This window comes from Streptomyces griseorubiginosus (assembly GCF_036345115.1).
In the GTDB taxonomy this organism is placed as follows: Bacteria; Actinomycetota; Actinomycetes; order Streptomycetales; family Streptomycetaceae; genus Streptomyces; species Streptomyces griseorubiginosus_C.
The window spans coordinates 1,907,934-1,927,207 of record NZ_CP107766.1; the positions used below are offsets into that span (position 1 = coordinate 1,907,934).

Sequence of the window (19,274 nt, forward strand, 5' to 3'; positions counted from 1 at the left end):
CCGTTCCCGACCGGCTCACACCCCCTGCGGCTGGAGATAGCGCGCCAGCAGGTCGTCCAGGGTGACCAGGCCGGTGAGGGTGCCGGACCCGTCCCGTACGACCGCGAGGGAGGCCCGGTTGCGGCGCAGGAGGTCGATCGCGTCGGCGACCTTGGTGTCCTCGGTCAGTTCCGGGACCGGGCGGGCCAGGGCGCGGGCGGTGACGGTGCGGCCCTGGGCCCGGGCGACCAGGGCGTCCCGGGCGTGCAGGGAGCCGAGCACCCGGTCGTCCTCGCGGACCAGCATGCGGGTGCGGTCGTGGGCCGCCGCGGTGCGCAGCACGGTGTCGAGGTCGGCGGTGCCGGGTACCGAGGTGATGTCGGCGGCCGGGATCCGGAGGTCGCCGACCGGGGTCTCGGGCTCGGTGAGCGAGCGGGTGAGCAGCTCCGAGTCGGCCTCGCTGATCAGTCCGAGCCGCTGCGACTCCTCGACCAGGTGGGTGAGTTGCTCACGGTTGTGCACGGCGGCGAGCTCGTCGCGCGGGGTGACCCGGCACAGCCGTACCAGCGCGTTGCTCAGCTTGTTGAGCACCGAGATCAGCGGCCGGACCACCTTGACGACACCCCGGAAGGGCGGCGAGAGCAGCATGGCGGACCGCTCGGGGTGGGCGATGGCCCAGGACTTGGGGGCCATCTCGCCGACCACCATGTGCAGGAACACCACCACGACCATGGCGAACACGAAGGCCACGCCGTAGCTCAGGGCCGCCGGCAGGCCCAGGTCGTGCAGCAGCGGGTCGAGTTCGTGGGAGATCGCGGGCTTGGAGACCGAACCGAGGCCCAAGGTGCACACGGTGATGCCGAGTTGGGCACCGGCCAGCATCAGCGACAGCTCGCGCATGCCGGCCAGCGCCGCCTTCGCACCGCGCCGCCCCTCGGCCGCGGCCTTCTCCATGCGGTGCCGCTTGGCGGCGACCAGCGCGAACTCGGCGGCGACGAAGAACCCGCTGCCGATCAGCAGCAGGACGGTCACGAAGAGCGCCACGGGGAAGCTCATGCCTCGCCCACCCTCTCGATGCGGACCCGCTCCGGCACATGCCGGTCCAGGGTGCGTACGTCGATCACCGCGCGTCCGCCGTCGAGCAGTTCGACGGTGACCCGGTCGCCGATCGCGGGGAAGCGGCCGAGCCGGTCCACGACCAGTCCGGCGACCGTGTCGTAGTCCTCCTCCTCGGGGAGTTCGACGCCCGTGACGTCGGCGATCTCGTCGAGGCGGCGGCCCGCGTCGACCAGCCAGCCCGTCCCCTCGGGCACGGCGATCTCCGTAACGGTGTCGGTCTCGTCGGCGATGTCGCCGACGAGCTCCTCCGCGATGTCCTCGTAGGTGACGATGCCGGCGATCCCGCCGTGTTCGTCGAGGACGACCGCGAACTCGTCGTCCCGCTCCCGCATCTGCTCGACCGCCTCCGGCAGCGGCAGCGTGTCGGGCAGCAGGAGGGGCTTGCGGGCGAGGGAAACCGCGGTGCACCGGGCCAGGTCGGCGGCGGGCAGGCGCATCAGCTCGCGCACGCCCAGCACGCCCGGGACGTCGTCGGGGTGGTCGCCGAGGACCGGGTAGGTGGAGTGGCCGTGCCGGGCGATCAGCTCGACGGCCTCGGCGGCGGTGGCGTCGCCGCGGACGAAGACGGCGTCGACCCGCGGGACCATCACCTCGTCGAGGGTGCGCTCGGGGAACTCCAGGGCGTGGTCGAGGAGTTCGGCGGTGTCCCTGGGCAGCTCGCCCTGTTCGTGGGACTCGCCGATGAGGTGGCCGAGCTCCTCCAGTGTGGCGCCGTGGTGGAGTTCCTCGACGGGTTCGATGCCGACCCCGCGGAGCAGACGGTTGGCCGCGCCGTCGAAGACGCGCACCAGCGGGCCGACAAGCTTGAGGTAGCCGAGGGTGGAGGGCGCGAGGGCCTTGGCGAGCTGCTCGGGGACGGCGATGGCGAGGTTCTTCGGGGCCAGTTCGCCGAGGACCATCTGGACGACGGTGGCCAGCACGAAGGCCAGCACGACCGAGATGCCGCCGACGGCGCCCTCGGGGACGCCGATGCCGGTCAGGGCGGGCCCGAGCAGTGCGGAGACCGAGGGCTCGGCGATGAATCCGACGACCAGTCCGGTGACGGTGATGCCCAGCTGGGCGCCGGACAGCATGAACGACAGCCGCTCCAGCACCTTCAGCGCGCGGGCGGCCTTGCGGTCACCTGCCTCGGCCTGGCGGGAGAGGGCGAGCCGGTCCGCGGAGACGTAGGCGAACTCCTGGGCGACGAAGTAGCCGGTGCCGGCGGTCAGCAGGAACACGGCGAGCAGGCCGAGGAGGGCACTGGTGGTACTCAACGGCGGGTCGATCGGGTGGGGCGGGAGTCCGTCGGTGGGGCGGACACGGGCGTGCTCCTTCAGTAGGGATGTGCCTCAGGTGAACGACCGGGGCGGAAGCGGCGTTCCCGGATCTACCAGCCGGGCGGCGGTACCGCCCGGTGGTGGCGCCCCGCGATCACACGGCGGCCGGTGCCGGGCCCACCAGCTCGGTCAGGACGTCCTCCATGGTCACGAACCCGAGGACGGCTCCCGTCTGCCCCGTCACCGCCGCCAGATGGCTCCCGTCGGCGCGCAGCGCGGTGAGGGTGTCGTCCAGGGGGGTGTCGATGCGGACCCGGGTGACCGGGTGCAGCGCGGAGCGCGGGAAGGGCCGGTCGCGGTCGGTGACGCCGAGGGTGTCCTTGATGTGCAGATAGCCCAGCAGGGTGCCGTCCGGGCCGGTGACCGGGAACCGGGAGTACCCCGCGTCGGCGGCCACCCGCTCCAGGCGGGCCGGGGTGACCGAGACGTCGACGGTGCGCATCTTCGGGACCGGGACGAGGATCTCGCCGACCGGGCGGGTGCCGAGCTCCAGCGCGTCCCGCAGCCGTTCGCCGTCGGCCGGCGTGAGCAGCCCGGCCTCACCGGCCTCGACGACCATGCGGGCGAGCTGGTCGTCGGTGAACACCGACTCGACCTCGTCCTTCGGTTCGACGCGCAGCAGCTTCAGCAGGGCGTTGGCGAAGGCGTTGATGCCGAACACGAAGGGCCGCAGCGCGCGGGTGAGGGCCACCAGGGGCGGTCCGAGGAGCAGCGCGGTCGGCACGGGGGCCGCGAGGGCGATGTTCTTCGGGACCATCTCGCCGATCAGCATGTGCAGATAGGTGGCCAGCGACAGCGCGATCACGAAGGCGATCGGATGCACCAGGCCGTCCGGGACGCGGGCCGCCTCGAAGCCGGGCTCCAGCAGGTGCGCGATGGCCGGTTCGGCTACCGCGCCGAGCACCAGCGAGGAGACGGTGATGCCGAGCTGGGCGGTGGCCATCATCGCGGAGAGGTGTTCGAGGCCCCACAGGGTCATCCGGGCCCGCTTGTCGCGGTCCCGCGCGCGTGGCTCGATCTGGCTGCGGCGCACGGAGATCAGGGCGAACTCGCCGCCCACGAAAAACGCGTTGGTCAGCAGGGTGAGGGCGCCGACGAGCAGTTGGACGGTGGTCATCGGGACTCCTCCCCCGCCGGAACCGGCACCCTGGCCGGTTCGGTGATGCGGATCAGGTCGGCGCGGTGGTGGTCGACGTCCAGGACCTCCAGGCGCCAGCCGTCGAGGTCGAGGTCGTCGCCCTTGGCGGGGATGCGCGCGAGCCGGGTGGCGACCAGTCCGGCCACGGTCTCGTACGGCCCCTCGGGCGCCGTGAGGCCTATCCCGGTGAGCCGGTCGACGCGGACGGAGCCCTCCGCCTCCCAGGCCCCGGGGCCGGCGGGCCGCAGGTCGGGCATCTCGACGGGGTCGTGCTCGTCCCGCACCTCGCCGACGACCTCCTCGACGATGTCCTCGACGGTCGCCACACCGGCGGTGCCGCCGTACTCGTCGATGACGACGGCCATGGTGCGGGTGGCGCGCAGCCGCTCCAGGAGCCGGTCGGCGGTGAGGCTGTCCGGGACCAGCAGGGGGGCGGTGGCCAGCTCGGTGACCGGGGTGACGGCCCGCTTCGCGGGCTCCAGGGCGAGCACGTCACGGATGTGCACGGTGCCGATGACCTCGTCCAGGCTGTCGCGGTAGACCGGGAAGCGGGACAGGCCGGTGGCGTGGGTGAGGGTCGCGGCGTCGGCCGCGGTCGCGTGGGCTTCCAGGGCCTTGACGTCGACGCGCGGTGTCATGACGTTCTCCGCGGTCAGCTCGCCCAGGTGCAGGGTGCGCACGAACAGTTCGGCGGAGTCGGCCTCCAGGGCGCCCTCGGCGGCGGAGTGTTCGGCGAGCGCGACCAGTTCCTCTGGGGTGCGGGCGGAGGCCAGTTCCTCGGCGGGCTCCAGGCCGAAACGCCGTACGACGGCGTTGGCGGTGTTGTTGAGGTGCCGGATGAAGGGGCCGAAGACGGCCGTGAAGGCGCTCTGGGGACCCGCGACCACCTTGGCGACGGCCAGCGGGCGGGAGATGGCCCAGTTCTTCGGCACCAGCTCGCCGACCACCATCAGCACGACGGTGGACAGGGCGACGCCCACCGCGGTCGCCACGGGGGAGGCGGCCCCGCCCAGGCCGATGCCCTCCAGCGGCCCCTTGAGGAGCGCCGCGAGGGAGGGTTCGGCGAGCATGCCGATCACGAGGGAGGTGACGGTGATGCCGAGCTGGGCGCCGGAGAGCTGGAAGGTCAGCCGGCGGACGGCCTTCAGAGCGCCCTCGGCGCCACGCTCACCGGCCTCGGCGGCCCGCTCCAGGTCCCCGCGCTCGACGGTGGTCAGGGAGAACTCGGCGGCGACGAACACGGCGCAGGCCAGCGTCAGCAGGAGGGCCGTCAGGAGCAGCAGGATCTCGGTCACCGGGCCGCCGCCCTTCCCTGGTGCGGGCGGGACGCGGCTCGGTCGGTACTGGGAGGCTCACCCATTGCGGGTCCGTGGCTCCTTCGGGTCGGGACGGCCTTTCACCCAATAGTAAAGGACAGGCAAAGCAACCTGGAGGGGTGTGCGGGGTACGCTGCCGGTCCGGCGGGCTTCACGTCCGGCTTCGGTGTCCACCCCTGACGGAGGCCTTCCCATGTTCGGACTGAGCGAGCTCGTGATCATCCTGCTCGTCGTGATAGCGGTCATCGCCGTCAAGAAGGGCCCCGAGCTGGTCCGTTCGGCGGGCAAGTCGACGCGCATCCTCAAGGCGGAGGCCCGCGCGGCGCGGGACCCGCAGCCGGCGCCCCAGGTGATCCAGGGCGAGGTCGTCGAGCCGGGGAACGCGGCCGGGCCGCGGTCGCAGGAGACCGGCACCCCCTGACCGGCGGGGGCCGTGCGGCGCGTACGCCCCGGACAGGCGGGTGCGTCACGGCCGCGCGAGACGCGCGTCACGGCCGGGCGTACCGGTCTTTCGCCGACCCGGCTGCCGAACGGGTCCGGGATGGCCCATGATGAGCGGGCCATGCACCGATCCGTCACGACGACTCGCGCGCCTCTGCCCGTGCTGCGGGCCGCGGTGTTCGCCGTCGTCGGCACGGTCCTCGGGGTGAGCGCCCATCATCTGCTCGCCGAGGGGCCGGTGCCCTGGACCCGCAGTGCCGCCGCGACGGCCGTGCTGTTCGCGGTGGGTCTCCTCGGTGTGCAACGGCCCCGCAGCCTGGCGACCGTCGTGGCGTGCAGTGTCGCGGGCCAGTCGGGTCTGCATCTGTGGCTGACGCTCACGGCGGCCGCCCAGCACTCCGGCGGGCATCCGCACGGTGCCGGGCGGGCGTGGCACGAACAGCTCCACGACTCCCTCGCCATGACGGCGGCCCACGCGCTGGTCGCCGCTCTGGTCGCGGTACTGCTGCACCGCGCGGACGCGGTCTGCTGGTCGCTGGCGCGCGGGGTGACGGCCGCGATCGACGGGGTGCGGGCCCGACTGGCCGCCACCCGGCTGCTGTTGGCCCGGCCCGCGGCACCCCGGCCGACCGCCTCCCTCGCCGTCGTGCCGGCGCACGACGAACGGTCGCTCGTCGCACGGCCGTTGCTGGCGCACGCGGTGGTACGGCGGGGTCCTCCGGCGACGAGCGCTGCTCTCGCCCACTGACCCCATCGGGGACGCCGTCCCGGCCACGCCGGACGGCCGCCCCGTCGTACCCCTGTCTGGAGACCTGCATGTCCCGTATCACCCTGCCCCGCCTGTCCGTCGCCGTCGCCGCGGCGGCGGCCGCCGTCGTCCTGGCCGCCGTTCCGGCCGCCGCCCACACCGAGGTCGAGGCCGACAAGGCCCAGGCCCTCGCGGAGAACGTCACCCTCTCCTTCCACGCCGAGGCCGAGTCCGACTCCTCCGGGATCAAGGAGGTGCGCGTGGTCCTGCCCGAGGGCATCGCCCCCGCCGACGTCACCTACAAGAAGGGCCCCGCGGGCTGGAAGTTCACCGCGGACAAGGACGGCTACAGCGTCGGGGGCAAGGAGCTGAAGACCGGTGTGAGCGCCGAGTACTCCGTGGTCGTACGGCAGTTGCCGGACGCGGAGGAGGTCGCGTTCAAGACGCTCCAGACCTACGGCGACGGGCATGTCGACCGCTGGATCGAGCTGGACGAGAACGGCGAGAACCCCGCGCCGACGCTCCAGCTGAAGGCGGCGGCGCCGGGCGCGAAGCCGATCGCCCCCTCCGCGAGCGTCGACGAGAGCCCGGCCGCCGCGGACCCGACTCCGACTCCGACCGCCGGGGAAACGACCCCGGCCGCCTCCCCGCAGGCCGCCGACACCGCCCAGGACGACGACGGCGGGCTGTCCGCGGGCGCCTGGACCGGCATCGGCGCGGGAATCCTCGTGGCGGCGGCCGCCGTGGTCTTCGCGGTACGACGCCGGGGCGGCGCCGAGGAGTAGACGCACCGCACGCCGGGGTTCCCGAGCCGCGCGCCGGGGTTCTGGCCCGCACGCGGGTTCCCGCGCCCTGCCCGGCGCCCCGGCTTCCCGGCTTCCCGCACCGCGCCCAGGAGTTGTGGCCCGCACGCCGGGGTTCCGCACCGCACGCCGGGGTTCCGGCCCGCACGCGGGTTCCCGCACCGCGCCCGGCGCCCGGGCTTCCCGCGAAGCACCCGTCCCGGTGTTTTCCGGCGTGTCCTGGATGAATCCGCCGTCGCCGGGTAGGCCAGCCCCACGGCGTACCCGGAGATGGAGTGCCATGACCTGCGCGAACTCCCCTGCACGGCACGGGACCTGGGCGGTGGCCCTCGCCGTCACCGCCCTCGTCCTCACCGGAGCCTGCGACGACCAGGACGGCGGCGGTGACGGCGGCGCCTCCCGGACGGCCCGTTCGTCCGCCACCGGATCGCCGGTCCCGACCGCCGCCGGGACCTCACCGTCGCCGTCCGCCTCCCCGACGCCCACCCCCACCGCGCCCCCGGATCCGGAGCGGGCCGAGCAGGACATCCGGGAGGCGTGGACGGTCCTCTTCGACCCCGGCTCCTCGCTCGACGAGCGCAGTGCGGTCGTCGAGGACGGCGACGAGAACGCCCTGATGATCGACAACCTCTTCCGCGACCCGCGCGGCGGCAAGCTGCGCGCGGAGGTGACTTCCGTGTCGTACACCTCCGACGTGTCCGCCGAGGTGGCCTACGACCTCAGCCTGGACGACCGCCGGCTGGACACCGGCGGCCCGGGGACGGCCGTACTCCAGGACGGCCGCTGGAAGGTCGGTCTGCTGACGGTGTGCGCGCTGACCCGGCACGCGCAGGACGCCCCCGAGGCGCCTAGCTGTGTGGTGGCGTCGTCGTCGGGCCCTGCCGGAACAGGTCGTTGAGCTCCGTCTGGGAGAGCTGGTCCGCGGCGTAGGAGAAGGTGCCGCGGTCGGCCAACTCCCGTGCGGCGTCGAGCAGGTGGCGGTACATCGCGCGGGCGATGCTGCCGCCGACCGTGACCCGCCGCACCCCGAGTCCGCGCAGGTCGTCCAGGGAGAGCGCGTTGCCGGTCAGGCCCATGACCACGTTGAGCGGGCCGTCGATCTCGCGGACCAGGGTGCCGATGGTCTCCGCGTCGGCCGCCCCGGGGACGAAGGCGCAGTCGGCGCCGGCCTCCAGGTAGGAGTTGGCCCGCCGGACGGCCTCGTCGAGCGGGCCGCCGGCCAGGAGCACGTCGGTGCGGCCGACCAGGACGAACGGCTCGCCTGCGGCCGCGAGGGTCTCGCGTGCGGCGCGCACGCGGTCGGCGGAGAGCTTCTCGTCGTACAGGGGGCGGCCGCGGTCACCGGTGAAGTCCTCGATGTTGCCGCCGGCGGCTCCGGAGGCGAGCGTCAGCGCGACGGTTTCGGCCACGGTCTCGGGCGACTCGTCGTATCCGTCCTCCAGGTCCGCGCTCAGCGGTACGGCGAGCCGGCCCGCGATCTCCTGGACCCTGCGCAGCATGGTGTCGCGGTCGACGCGGTCCTCGGGCGGCTGTTCGGCGAAGAAGTCGTGGTCGGGCCGCCCCAGGGAGAACGCGACTCCCGCGCTGGTGGTCGCCACGGCCGGGAAGCCGGCCGCCTCCAGGATCCGGGCGCTGCCCACGTCCCACGCGTTGGGGAGCAGGAAACAGCCCTCCTGGTGGAGATCGACGAAGCGCTGCGCCTTGGCTCGACGGTCGGTGTCCACACGATCCTTCCCGGCCCGCCGCCCCTCGACGGGCACAGAGCGAAGGTACGCCGGAGGGCCCGCCGACGCATGGCGCCGACCGGTGCGCCGCTGTCTGTCGGACGGCGAGTGCGGCGGCGTCGGGGCTGGTCGCGCGGTTCCCCGCGCCCCCTCGGGGCGCGTCCACGCACCGCCCTCTAGGATGTGTCCGATGTTCAGCCCCCCGCAGCTCCGCTCGCGTCCGCCCCTCTGGCGGGTGTTGCTGCTGCTCGGGCTGCTCATCGGCCTGCTGGGCATGCACGGGCTGTCCCCCGGGGGTGGGCTCCACAGCCACGAGGCCATGAGCTCCGCGCACTCCGCGACCGTCAGCGTCAGCGTCGACCAGGTCTGTCATGACGGCTGCGGCTCCGGACACCTCCATCACGCGGACGCGACCTGTGCGTCGGGCGCCGTGAGCGGTGGGCCGGTGCTGCCCGCGCTCGCCCCCGACCCCGCCTTCACCGTCGTACGCGACGACGAGCCCGGCCCGGATGCGCTCGCGTCCCAGGACGGGGCCCGCGCTCCGCCCTCCCTCTCGGAACTCCAGCTCCTGCGGATCTAGAGACGGCGTGCTCCGACGCGTCCAGATCCCTTTCGCAGCACAGGAGTTCCAGCATGCGTACCACCCGACTGACGGCTGTGTCCGTGACCGTCCTGTTCACCCTCGCGGCCTGCGGGGGCGGCGGTGACAGCGGCAGCGACAGCGGTACCGCCGCCTCCCACAACGCCCAGGACGTCTCCTTCGCCCAGGGCATGATCCCGCACCACCGGCAGGCCGTGGAGATGGCGGAGCTCGCCGCCGGACGGGCCTCCTCCAGCGAGGTCAAGGACCTCGCCACGCGCGTCGAGAAGGCCCAGGGGCCGGAGATCACGACCATGACCGGCTGGCTGAAGTCCTGGGACGAGAAGGTCCCCGAGGCGATGTCCGGCATGGATCACTCCGCGCACTCCGGCATGGCCGGAATGATGGACGACGCCGACATGGGCAAGCTGGAGAAGGCCTCCGGCAAGGACTTCGACTCGATGTTCCTGACCATGATGGTCGAGCACCACGAGGGCGCCGTCGAGATGGCCACGACCGAGAAGGCCAAGGGCGAGTACAAGGACGCCACGGACATGGCCGGTGACATCATCACCGCGCAGAACGCCGAGATCAGCGAGATGAAGAAGCTCCTCGGCGAGAACTGACGAGTTGACGGGGCCACCTCGGTGTCGCCCTGACGCCCTGTTGCGGCGGCCACTCCGACGGGGTGGCCGCCGCAATGCGACGGCACCCACACGGCCTTCTACGCGCAGTGACGCACACCGCACGGATAACGCGTCCCGCTCCGGGCACCCGGAGAGGGATTCTCCGGATCCGCGAGGAGCGACAGTGGCGACAGGGCGACTCCCCGATCACGAACAGCGCATCCTGGACGAGGTGGAGCGTGCTCTGCGCCGCGACCGCCGTCTGGAGCGCCGGCTGCGCACCCACCGGCTGCGTCGGTGCCCCGACCTCTCCAGGGTCACCCACTACCGGCCGCACGTGCTGACCGTGGGACTGCTGCTGACGGTGTCGACCACGCTGCTGGTGCTGGGGATCGTCACCTCACGGCCCGCGGTCGTCTGGGCATTCGCGGCCGTGTGGCCGCTGACCCTGTTCGCGTCGTTCCGGCTCGTGTGCCGGTGGACGGAACGCTGACCCCAGCTTCCTCGAGCCTCCTCGCCGCGTCGTCAGTCCCGCCCCGGCTCGAAGGCCGACTCGATGGGCCGCTCGTCCACCAGGACCCGCCCCCTCGGCGGCCCGCTCAGCAGTGCCCGTACGGCGGTCAGCAGGTCCGGCGCGACATGCTCGGCCCGTGCCGTCTCCTCCGGCCGGGTCCGTTCGTCGGGTACGAGGATCCCGTGCGCGCCGACCCGGGTGGCGGCCTCGGCGTCCGCGGCGGTGCCGACGACCGCGCAGTCGCCCGGCGCGGTGCACACCCGGCCCGCCGCCCAGAGGATCAGGCCGGGTTCGGGCGGCCGGCAGTGGCAGCCCTCGTCGGGGCCATGGGGGCACACGCCCCAGATGTCGAAGGGGCCGAGGAGTTCGTCGACGCGGTGGTTGAGGGCGCGCACGTCGGCGTCGCTGAGCAGCCCGTCGCAGGGCCGTACGGCGACGAACCCGGTGCGGACGTCGTACAGCCGCAACAGGTCCAGCGCCTCACGGGCCCCGGGCGCCGGGCGCACCTGGTCCGGGTCGAGGGCGTCCTCGACGAGAAAGCTGTCGCGGTCGAACAGGACCGTACGCACGCGCGTCATGCGCGCCACCTCCTGGCTCTCGCGTGCACTCCTTCCCCAGTCGGGTAACCGCGTGCGGCGGGTCCATGCGGCGGCCGGTGATCTACCAGGTCAGGTCGAGGCGGTACGGGGAGCGGTGGATCATCGTCGGCCGCATGGCGACCGGCTCCCCGTCGGCGAGCCGCAGTCCCGGCAGCCGGCCGGTGAGTTCCTGGAGGGTGAGGCGGAGTTGTTCGCGGGCCAGTTGCGAGCCGGGGCAGCTGTGGGTGCCCAGGCCGAAGGCCAGATGGCGGCCGGGCGGGCGGGTGATGTCGAACGTGTCGGGAAGGGGATGCCGGTCGCCGTCCCGGTTGGCGCCGCCGAAGGCCACGAACACCGTCGCCCCGGCGGGCAGTTCGGTGCCGGCCAGGGTCACCGGGCGGGTGGTGACCCGGCGGAAGCCCTGGAGCGCGCTGTCGTAGCGGGCGGCCTCCTCGACGGCCGCCGGGATCCGCTCGGGCTCGGCGCACAGCAGCTCCCACTGGTCCCGGTGCCGCAGCAGGTGCAGGACGGTCGTGCCGATGAGGGCCGTCGTCGTCAGGTGCCCGGCGATCAGCAGGTTCTGGAGGTGGGCGACCAGTTCGTGCCGGTGGTCGAGGGTCAGCTCGCCCGGCTCGGTGAGGGACGTGACGAGTTCGGTGCACAGGTCCTCGCGCGGCTTCTCGTGCCGCTCGCGCACATACCGGTCCAGGAGGTGCTGCATCGCCACCACGTCCTCGGCAGCGGCGACCTGTTCGCTCTCCTCCAGCGGCCGGAACAGCAGTTCCTCGGCGCGGTGTCCGCCGTGCACGACGGCCGGGACGTCGGCGGGGTCGAGGCCGACGATCCGCCCGATCACCTCGCCGGGCAGCTTGCGGGCGTACGCCGACATCAGCTCCACCCGGCCGTCCCGCACGAACCCGTCGACGAGGGCGGCGGCCCGCTCCGCGGCGTAGGGAAGGACGGCGGCGACCCGCGCCGGGGAGAGCCCGCGCACGATCGGCGCGCGCAGCCGCTGGTGCGTGTCGCCGTCGGCGGTGACGACGACCGGGCGCCCGCCGAACCCGCCGCCGAGGACGGCGAACGCGGCGGGTGACGGCAGCACGTCGGGCAGCAGGGCGTTCGCCGAGGAGAACTCCTCGGGGCGGCGCAGCACTTCGCGTACGTCGGCGTCCCGGGCGACCAGCCAGGCGTCCAACTCGGCGACATGCGCCAGGCCTTCGGTGTGCCGCGCCCGTTCGTAGTGCGGGTACGGATCGCTCAGCAACGCGTCGAGCCTGCCGTGCCGTTCGCTGTCCACGTCACGCCCCCCTACGGCCTGCGGTGCGGTCGCGCTCATGGTGCCGTACGGAGGCGGAGGTGTACACACGGAGCACGCGGACCGGCTGCCGTACGACCGCGCGCCCACATCGTGCTGCGCCATGTATGTGAGCCCCCCATGAAATCCCCGCTGAGCAGGCCCGATTCCCTAAGATCGGCCTGTGGTCACCTTCCTTCTCGAACGCACGGCCCCGCTCTCCCAGGAGGAGGCCTGGCGCCGCCTCACGCAGTGGTCCCGCCACGGCGAGGTCGTCCCCCTGACGCGGGTCACCGTGGTGCCGCCCGGTCCGACGGCCGAGGGCACGCTCGTGGTCGCCCGTTCGGGAATCGGCCCGCTCTCCTTCGACGATCCCATGGAGGTCACGGTCTGGCGCCCGCCGGCGGAGGGCGTCTCGGGTCTGTGCCGGATGGAGAAGCGCGGCCGGGTGGTGAAGGGCTGGGCCGAACTGGAGGTGCACCCGGGCCCGGGCGGCCGGGCCCGGGTCATCTGGCGCGAGCAGCTGGGGGTTCCCCTGCTCCCCGGCTTCGTGCTGGGGACGGCGGCCCGGTCGGTGTTCGGACGGGCCCTGAACCGGCTGCTGCGCGGAACGTGACCTCGCCGGCCGTGCAACAGTGGGCGGCATGACGGCAGTTGACGGTACGACGGTACGGGCCGACGAGGTCGAGGCGCTCGCGGTGGACGGACTGCGGTGGCTGGTGGCCGCCGCACGGGAGACAGCTGACGGTGGGCTCTCCTGGACGCCGGACCCTTCCGATCCGACCCTCTACAGCGGCACCGCGGGTATCGTCCCCGTCCTCCTGGAGGCCTGGCGGCACTTCGAGGACGACGCCTACGCCGATCTGGCGCTGCGGGCGGGCCGGGACCTCGCGGCGGCCGTCGACGGCCAGGAGGATGACTCCCTGTACTTCGGCCGCGCCGGCCTGGCCCTGGTCCTGCACACCCTGCACACCGAGTTCGGCGACACCGCGTCCGGCGCGGCGGCCGACCACGCGATGGCGCTCGTCCGCTCCCGCTTCGACGGGGAGCGCTGGGGCGAGCTGTTCGAGCTGATGGGCGGCAACGGCGGGATCGGCCTGGCCGCCCTGGAGATCGGCGACCCGGAGTTCGCCGTCCTCGCGGTGGAGCCCTATCTGCGGGCGGTGGAGCGGACCGAGTGGGGCGTCACCTGGCCGCACCGCCCGGGCGCCGAGGCGCGGATGCACCACATGTCCCACGGCACCCTCGGCATCGCCTACGCCCTCACCCGGGTCGGGCACGCGACCGGCCGCGCCGACCTCGTCGAGACGGCGCTGGCCGGGGTCGCGGACGTGGTGGCCCGGGACGAGGGCGGCCCGGACGGCTTCCTGGTCCGGCACTCCACCCCGCAGCACCTCCCGGACCTGATCGAGCCGATCAGCTACGGCTGGTGCCACGGCCCCGCCGGAGACGCCCAGATCTTCCGGCTGCTGCGCGACACCCACGGCGACCCGGCCTGGGGCGCCCTCGCCGACCGCTGCTGGCACACCGTCACGCACTCCGGGATCCCGCGGCGGCTGCGCCCCGGGTTCTGGGACAACCACGGCCGCTGCTGCGGTACGGCGAGCGTCCTGGCCCTGGCCTCGGACCGGATCGCCGAGGGGCAGCAGGCGGACGACTTCGCGCGGGTCCTGGTCGCCGACCTCGCCGCCCGCGCGGTCCGGGACGGCGACGGCGCCCGCTGGTCCAACATCGAGCACCGGGCCACCCCGAGCGACCTGGAACCCCGCACCGACTGGGCGCAGGGCAACGCGGGCATCGTGCGTGAGCTGCTGCGCTTCGTCCGGCTGAGCCGGGGCGGTGAGCCGGGGTACGCGTTCGCGTGGCCGGACCAGCCGCCGGTGTCGGCTCAGGCCGCGGATCCGGTGTCGGCTCAGGCCACGGACCCGATCCGCCGGGCCGGCACCGACGTCACGTCGTGATGGATCGGGGTGTGCGCGCCGGTCAGGGAGACCCCGCTGCCGCCGCGCCTGTTCGCGACGATCTCGGCGGCGATCGACAGGGCCGTCTCCTCGGGCGTCCGGGCGCCGAGGTCAAGGCCGATGGGTGACCGCAGCCGCGCCAACTCCAGCTCCGTCACACCGACTTCGCGCAGGCGCTCGTTGCGGTCGAGGTGGGTGCGACGGGACCCCATGGCGCCGACGTAGGCGACCGGGAGTTTCAGGGCCAGCCGCAGCAGGGGTACGTCGAACCTGGCGTCGTGGGTGAGGACGCACAGGACGGTCCGGGCGTCGGTCTCGGTGCGCTCCAGGTAGGTGTGCGGCCACTCGACGACCACCTCGTCGGCCTCGGGGAAGCGCGCCTCGGTCGCGAAGACGGGGCGCGCGTCGCACACGGTCACCCGGTAGCCGAGGAACCTGCCGATCCGCACCAGCGCCGACGCGAAGTCGATCGCGCCGAAGACGATCATGCGGGGCGGCGGCACCGACGACTCGACCAGGACGGTGAGCGGGGCCCCGCAGCGCGAGCCCTGTTCGCCGATCTCCAGAGTGCCGGTGCGGCCCGCGTCCAGGAAGGCGCGGGCCTCGGCGGCGACCGTGCGGTCCAGTTCGGGGTGGGCGCCGAAACCGCCGTAGGAGCTCTCCGGCCGTACGACGAGGGCGCGGCCGACGAGTTCGGCCGGGCCGGAGACGATCCGGGCCGTCGCCGCGGCCTCCCCGCGCACGGCGGCTTCGAGCGCGGCCGTGACGACCGGGCGGACCGGGTCGCCCGCCCGGACCGGGGTGACGAGGATGTCGATGACGCCCCCGCAGGTCAGGCCGACCGCGAAGGCGTCCTCGTCGCTGTAGCCGAAGCGTTCGAGGACCGACTCCCCGTCCTCGAGGGCCTGTTGGCACAGCTCGTAGACCGCGCCCTCCACGCAGCCGCCGGAGACCGAGCCGATCGCCGTGCCGTCGGCGTCCACCGCGAGGGCGGCGCCGGGCTGGCGGGGCGCGCTGCCGCCGACGGCCACCACGGTGGCCACGGCGAAGTCACGTCCCTGCTCGACCCACCGGTACAGCTCGTCGGCGATGTCCAGCATGTCTCGGTCTCCTTAACAGCGGTTGCGTACAGAGGGATCGGAGGGTGCTAGTGCACGCCCAGCCAGCTCTCGATCGGGTTCAGGGCGTAGTAGACGAGGAAGATCACCGTCAGGCCCCACATGAAGGCGCCGATCTCCCGGGCCTTGCCCTGCGCGGCCTTGATGGCCACGTAGGAGATGACGCCCGCGGCGACACCCGCGGTGATCGAGTAGGTGAACGGCATGATCACGACGGTCAGGAAGACGGGGATCGCGGTGGCGCGGTCGGCCCAGTCGACGTGGCGGGCGTTCATCATCATCATGGCGCCGATCACCACGAGGGCGGCGGCCGCGACCTCGCCCGGCACGATGGCCGTGAGCGGGGTGAAGAAGAGACAGGCCGCGAAGAACAGACCGGTGACGACGGAGGACAGTCCGGTGCGGGCGCCCTCTCCGACCCCGGTGGCCGACTCGACGAAGACGGTCTGGCCCGAGGCACCGGCCACCCCGCCGATCGCGCCGCCCGCGCCGTCGATGAACAGCGCCTTGGACAGGCCCGGCATCCGGCCCTGTTCGTCGGCGAGCTTCGCCTCGGTGCCGACGCCGATGATGGTGGCCATCGCGTCGAAGAACCCGGCGAGCACCAGCGTGAACACGATCATGCCGACCGTCATCGCGCCGACCTGGCCCCAGCCGCCGAACTCGACCTTCCCGAAGATCGAGAAGTCGGGCATGGAGACCGCGCTGCCGTGCAGTTCCGGGGCGCCGCTGGCCCACTGCTTCGGGGCGATGGCACCGACGGCGTTGAGGACGACGGCGAGTACGGTCCCGCCCACGATGCCGATCAGGATCGCTCCGGGGACTCCGCGCGCCTGGAGCATGAAGATGGCGAGGAGGGTGACGGCGAACAACAGGACGGGCCAGCCCGCGAGTTCACCCGTCGGGCCGAGGGTGACCGGGGTCGCCTTGCCCTGGTGGACAAAGCCGGCCTTGTAGAAGCCGATCAGGGCGACGAACAGGCCGATGCCCATGGTGATGGCGTGCTTGAGGGCCAGCGGGATCGCGTTCATGATCATCTCGCGCAGGCCGGTGACGACCAGCAGCATGATGACCACGCCGTACAGCACGCACATGCCCATGGCCTGGGGCCAGGTCATCGCGGGTGCGACCTGCGAGGACAGCACGCCGGAGACGGACAGGCCGGCGGCGAGGGCGAGCGGCACCTTGCCGAAGAAGCCCATCAGCAGGGTGGTGAGGGCCGCCGCGAACGCGGTCGCGGTGATCAGCGCCTTCTGGCCGAGGGTGTCCCCCGCCACGTCCTCGCCGGACAGGATCAGGGGGTTGAGCAGGAGGATGTACGCCATCGCCATGAAGGTGGTGACGCCACCACGCACTTCACGGGCGACGGTGGATCCCCGCCGGGATATGTGGAAGTACCGGTCGAGCCAGGACCTGCCGGCCGGGACGCGGGTGCCTTCTCCCGCGTCGTCGGCGGTGGTCCTGGGTTGCAGGGACTGCTGGGTCATGGTGCCGTCTCCCAAGGTTCACAGGGACACCCGTGCAACCGCCTTTACGGACACGGGATTTGGGATGTGCACGACCCGGGGGACGGCCCAGGGCGGACAGTTGGGGGCCCGGGGGGCCGGGCCCCCCGGGGAACTCACCGGTTGATCAGGTGCCGGTCAGGTGCTCCGGCCGTACCGGTGTCCGGTTCAGCTCCAGCCCCGTCGCGTTGCGGATCGCCGCGAGGACGGCCGGGGTCGAGGACAGGGTGGGTGCCTCTCCGATGCCGCGCAGCCCGTACGGCGCGTGGTCGTCGGCGAGTTCGAGCACGTCGACGGGGATGGTCGGCGTGTCGAGGATCGTGGGGATCAGGTAGTCCGTGAAGGACGGGTTCCTGACCTTGGCGGTCACGGGGTCGACGATGATCTCCTCCATCACCGCCACGCCGAGGCCCTGGATCGTGCCGCCCTGGATCTGGCCCACGACGGACAGCGGGTTGAGCGCCTTGCCGACGTCCTGCGCGCAGGCCAGCTCGATCACCTTGACCAGCCCGAGCTCGGTGTCGACCTCGACGACCGCGCGGTGGGCGGCGAAGGAGTACTGGACGTGTCCGAAGCCCTGCCCGGTGCGCAGGTCGAAGGCCTCGGTGGGCCGGTGCCGCCACTCCGCCTCGACCTCGACGCTCTCGCCCTCCAGTACGTCGACCAGGTCCGCGAGGACCTCGCCGCCGTCGGTGACGACCTTGCCGCCCTCCAGGAGCAGCTCGGCGGTGGCCCAGGCCGGGTGGTAGGAGCCGAACTTGCGGCGCCCGATCTCCAGGACCTTCTCCCGGACCAGCTCGCAGGAGTTCTTCACGGCGCCGCCGGTGACGTACGTCTGCCGGGAGGCCGAGGTCGAACCCGCCGAGCCCACCTGGGTGTCCGCCGGGTGGATGGTCACCTGGGTGACGCCGAGCTCGGTGCGGGCGATCTGGGCGTGGACGGTGACACCGCCCTGCCCGACCTCCGCCATCGCGGTGTGCACGGTGGCGACGGGCTCACCGCCCACGACCTCCATGCGTACGCGCGCGGTCGAGTAGTCGTCGAAGCCCTCGGAGAAGCCGACGTTCTTGATGCCGACCGCGTAGCCCACGCCCCGCACCACGCCTTCGCCGTGGGTGGTGTTGGACAGGCCGCCGGGAAGCTGACGTACGTCCGAACCCTGGCTGGACTCCCACTGGCGCTCCGGGGGAAGCGGCATCGCCTTGACGCGGCGCAGGAGTTCGGCGACCGGGGCCGGGGAGTCGACGGGCTGGCCTGTCGGCATGATCGTGCCCTGCTCCATGGCGTTGAGCTGCCGGAACTCGACCCGGTCCATGCCCACCGCGTCGGCGAGCTTGTCCATCTGGGCCTCGTAGGCGAAGCAGGCCTGGACCGCGCCGAAGCCGCGCATCGCGCCGCAGGGCGGGTTGTTGGTGTAGAGGGCGATGGCCTCGATGTCCACGTCGTCCACCACGTAGGGGCCGATCGACAGCGAGGAGGCGTTGCCGACCACGGCCGGGGACGCGGAGGCGTAGGCGCCGCCGTCGAGCACGATCCGGCACTTCACGTGGGTCAACTTGCCGTCGCGGGTGGCCCCGTGCTCGTAGTACAGCTTGGCCGGGTGGCGGTGGACGTGGCCGAAGAAGGACTCGAAGCGGTTGTAGACGATCTTGACGGGCTTGCCCGTCCGCAGCGCCAGCAGACAGGCGTGGATCTGCATCGACAAATCCTCGCGGCCGCCGAAGGCCCCGCCGACGCCGGACAGCGTCATGCGGACCTTGCGCTCGGGCAGGCCGAGGACGGGCGCGATCTGCCGCAGGTCGGAGTGCAGCCACTGGGTGGCGATGTAGAGGTGGACCCCGCCGTCCTCGTCCGGCACGGCGAGCCCCGACTCGGGGCCGAGGAAGGCCTGGTCCTGCATGCCGAAGGTGTACTCGCCCTTGACGACGAAGTCGGCCCGCTCGGCGGCCTGTTCGGCGTCGCCCCGGATGATCGGCTGGCGGTGGACGATGTTGGGGTGCGGGACGTGCCCGATGTGGTGGTCGTCGCGGTTCTCGTGGACCAGGATCGCGTCGGGGGCGGTCGCGGAGGCCTCGTCGGTGATGACGGGCAGCTCGCGGTACTCGACCTTGATCTTCGCGGCGGCGCGGCGGGCGGTCTCCGGGTGGTCGGCCGCGACGATGGCGACGGGCTCGCCGTGGTGGCGGACCTTGCCGTGGGCGAGGACCGGGGTGTCCCGGATCTCCAGGCCGTAGTTCCGCACCTCGGTCGGCAGGTCGTCGTACGTCATGACGGCGTACACGCCCGGCAGGGCCAGCGCCTCGCTCGTGTCGATGGACACGATCTCGGCGTGCGCGACGGTCGAGCGCAGGATCTGTCCCCAGAGCATGTCCTCGTGCCACATGTCCGAGGAGTACGCGAACTCGCCGGTGACCTTGAGGGTGCCGTCCGGGCGGAGCGTGGACTCGCCGATGCCGCCCTTGGTCTGCGAACCCTGGGTGATCTTGGTGGGAGCGCCGTTGGCAGCCACGG

Annotated in this window: 19 protein-coding genes; 9 read left to right on the forward strand and 10 right to left on the reverse strand. The window is 72.8% G+C overall.

Annotation, left to right across the window (positions count from 1 at the left end; all coding sequences use genetic code 11):
- Positions 1-15 precede the first annotated feature (15 nt).
- The 4 genes from OHN19_RS08715 to OHN19_RS08730 all read right to left on the reverse strand — a co-directional run bounded on the left by OHN19_RS08715 (position 16) and on the right by OHN19_RS08730 (position 4,850).
- Positions 16-1,035 carry a hemolysin family protein gene (locus OHN19_RS08715; protein WP_330263617.1) on the reverse strand — a complete coding sequence of 340 codons (1,020 nt, stop codon included), beginning with the start codon at positions 1,033-1,035 and terminating at the stop codon, positions 16-18.
- Positions 1,032-2,354 (reverse strand): hemolysin family protein, encoded by a 1,323-nt coding sequence (locus OHN19_RS08720; RefSeq protein ID WP_330263618.1) that lies wholly within the window; start codon positions 2,352-2,354, stop codon positions 1,032-1,034. Before OHN19_RS08720 ends, OHN19_RS08715 begins: the two co-directional genes overlap by 4 nt.
- Before the next feature lie 157 nt (positions 2,355-2,511).
- On the reverse strand, positions 2,512-3,534 hold the full coding sequence (locus OHN19_RS08725; RefSeq protein WP_330263619.1) for a hemolysin family protein: 1,023 nt from the start codon (positions 3,532-3,534) through the stop codon (positions 2,512-2,514).
- On the reverse strand, positions 3,531-4,850 hold the full coding sequence (locus OHN19_RS08730; protein ID WP_330263620.1) for a hemolysin family protein: 1,320 nt from the start codon (positions 4,848-4,850) through the stop codon (positions 3,531-3,533). Before OHN19_RS08730 ends, OHN19_RS08725 begins: the two co-directional genes overlap by 4 nt.
- 214 nt (positions 4,851-5,064) lie before the next feature.
- On the opposite strand from OHN19_RS08730, the gene OHN19_RS08735 reads away from it, so the two are divergent.
- The 4 genes from OHN19_RS08735 to OHN19_RS08750 all read left to right on the forward strand — a co-directional run bounded on the left by OHN19_RS08735 (position 5,065) and on the right by OHN19_RS08750 (position 7,761).
- Positions 5,065-5,292 (forward strand): twin-arginine translocase TatA/TatE family subunit, encoded by a 228-nt coding sequence (locus tag OHN19_RS08735; protein ID WP_330263621.1) that lies wholly within the window; start codon positions 5,065-5,067, stop codon positions 5,290-5,292.
- Between the two features lie 141 nt (positions 5,293-5,433).
- Complete coding sequence (locus OHN19_RS08740) at positions 5,434-6,060, forward strand: hypothetical protein (RefSeq protein ID WP_330263622.1); 627 nt, start codon at positions 5,434-5,436, stop codon at positions 6,058-6,060.
- Positions 6,061-6,128: 68 nt separating this feature from the next.
- Positions 6,129-6,845 carry a DUF1775 domain-containing protein gene (locus OHN19_RS08745; RefSeq protein WP_330263623.1) on the forward strand — a complete coding sequence of 239 codons (717 nt, stop codon included), beginning with the start codon at positions 6,129-6,131 and terminating at the stop codon, positions 6,843-6,845.
- Positions 6,846-7,143: 298 nt separating this feature from the next.
- The gene (locus tag OHN19_RS08750) at positions 7,144-7,761 is read left to right on the forward strand and encodes a hypothetical protein (protein ID WP_330263624.1); all 618 of its coding nucleotides are present in this window, start codon (positions 7,144-7,146) and stop codon (positions 7,759-7,761) included.
- On the opposite strand, the gene OHN19_RS08755 is transcribed toward OHN19_RS08750, so the two are convergent.
- Positions 7,712-8,587 (reverse strand): isocitrate lyase/phosphoenolpyruvate mutase family protein, encoded by an 876-nt coding sequence (locus tag OHN19_RS08755; RefSeq protein WP_330263625.1) that lies wholly within the window; start codon positions 8,585-8,587, stop codon positions 7,712-7,714. The two genes, OHN19_RS08750 and OHN19_RS08755, sit on opposite strands and share 50 nt — an antisense overlap.
- Before the next feature lie 190 nt (positions 8,588-8,777).
- On the opposite strand from OHN19_RS08755, the gene OHN19_RS08760 reads away from it, so the two are divergent.
- The 3 genes from OHN19_RS08760 (at position 8,778) to OHN19_RS08770 (ending at position 10,286) form a co-directional block, all read left to right on the forward strand.
- The gene (locus OHN19_RS08760; RefSeq protein WP_330263626.1) at positions 8,778-9,167 is read left to right on the forward strand and encodes a DUF6153 family protein; all 390 of its coding nucleotides are present in this window, start codon (positions 8,778-8,780) and stop codon (positions 9,165-9,167) included.
- Between the two features lie 53 nt (positions 9,168-9,220).
- The gene (locus OHN19_RS08765; RefSeq protein WP_330263627.1) at positions 9,221-9,793 is read left to right on the forward strand and encodes a DUF305 domain-containing protein; all 573 of its coding nucleotides are present in this window, start codon (positions 9,221-9,223) and stop codon (positions 9,791-9,793) included.
- A 184-nt stretch (positions 9,794-9,977) separates the two neighbouring features.
- On the forward strand, positions 9,978-10,286 hold the full coding sequence (locus OHN19_RS08770; RefSeq protein WP_330263628.1) for a DUF3040 domain-containing protein: 309 nt from the start codon (positions 9,978-9,980) through the stop codon (positions 10,284-10,286).
- A 32-nt stretch (positions 10,287-10,318) separates the two neighbouring features.
- On the opposite strand, the gene OHN19_RS08775 is transcribed toward OHN19_RS08770, so the two are convergent.
- Complete coding sequence (locus OHN19_RS08775; protein ID WP_330263629.1) at positions 10,319-10,885, reverse strand: HAD hydrolase-like protein; 567 nt, start codon at positions 10,883-10,885, stop codon at positions 10,319-10,321.
- Positions 10,886-10,967: 82 nt separating this feature from the next.
- Positions 10,968-12,182 (reverse strand): cytochrome P450, encoded by a 1,215-nt coding sequence (locus OHN19_RS08780; protein ID WP_330269557.1) that lies wholly within the window; start codon positions 12,180-12,182, stop codon positions 10,968-10,970.
- Between the two features lie 181 nt (positions 12,183-12,363).
- Between OHN19_RS08780 and OHN19_RS08785 the strand changes: the two genes are divergently transcribed.
- The gene (locus OHN19_RS08785) at positions 12,364-12,795 is read left to right on the forward strand and encodes an SRPBCC family protein (protein WP_330263630.1); all 432 of its coding nucleotides are present in this window, start codon (positions 12,364-12,366) and stop codon (positions 12,793-12,795) included.
- A 28-nt stretch (positions 12,796-12,823) separates the two neighbouring features.
- Complete coding sequence (locus OHN19_RS08790; protein ID WP_330263631.1) at positions 12,824-14,140, forward strand: lanthionine synthetase LanC family protein; 1,317 nt, start codon at positions 12,824-12,826, stop codon at positions 14,138-14,140.
- Here OHN19_RS08790 and OHN19_RS08795 read toward each other — a convergent pair.
- The 3 genes from OHN19_RS08795 to OHN19_RS08805 form a co-directional block, all read right to left on the reverse strand.
- Positions 14,092-15,240: an XdhC/CoxI family protein gene (locus OHN19_RS08795; RefSeq protein ID WP_330263632.1), complete on the reverse strand. Its 1,149-nt coding sequence runs from the start codon at positions 15,238-15,240 to the stop codon at positions 14,092-14,094. The two genes, OHN19_RS08790 and OHN19_RS08795, sit on opposite strands and share 49 nt — an antisense overlap.
- Positions 15,241-15,287: 47 nt before the next feature.
- Entirely contained in the window at positions 15,288-16,745 is a 1,458-nt protein-coding gene (locus tag OHN19_RS08800) for an NCS2 family permease (RefSeq protein ID WP_330263633.1), read from the reverse strand.
- Positions 16,746-16,890: 145 nt separating this feature from the next.
- Positions 16,891-19,272, reverse strand: coding sequence for a xanthine dehydrogenase family protein molybdopterin-binding subunit (locus tag OHN19_RS08805; RefSeq protein WP_330263634.1), 2,382 nt, complete (start codon positions 19,270-19,272; stop codon positions 16,891-16,893).
- Positions 19,273-19,274 lie beyond the last annotated feature (2 nt).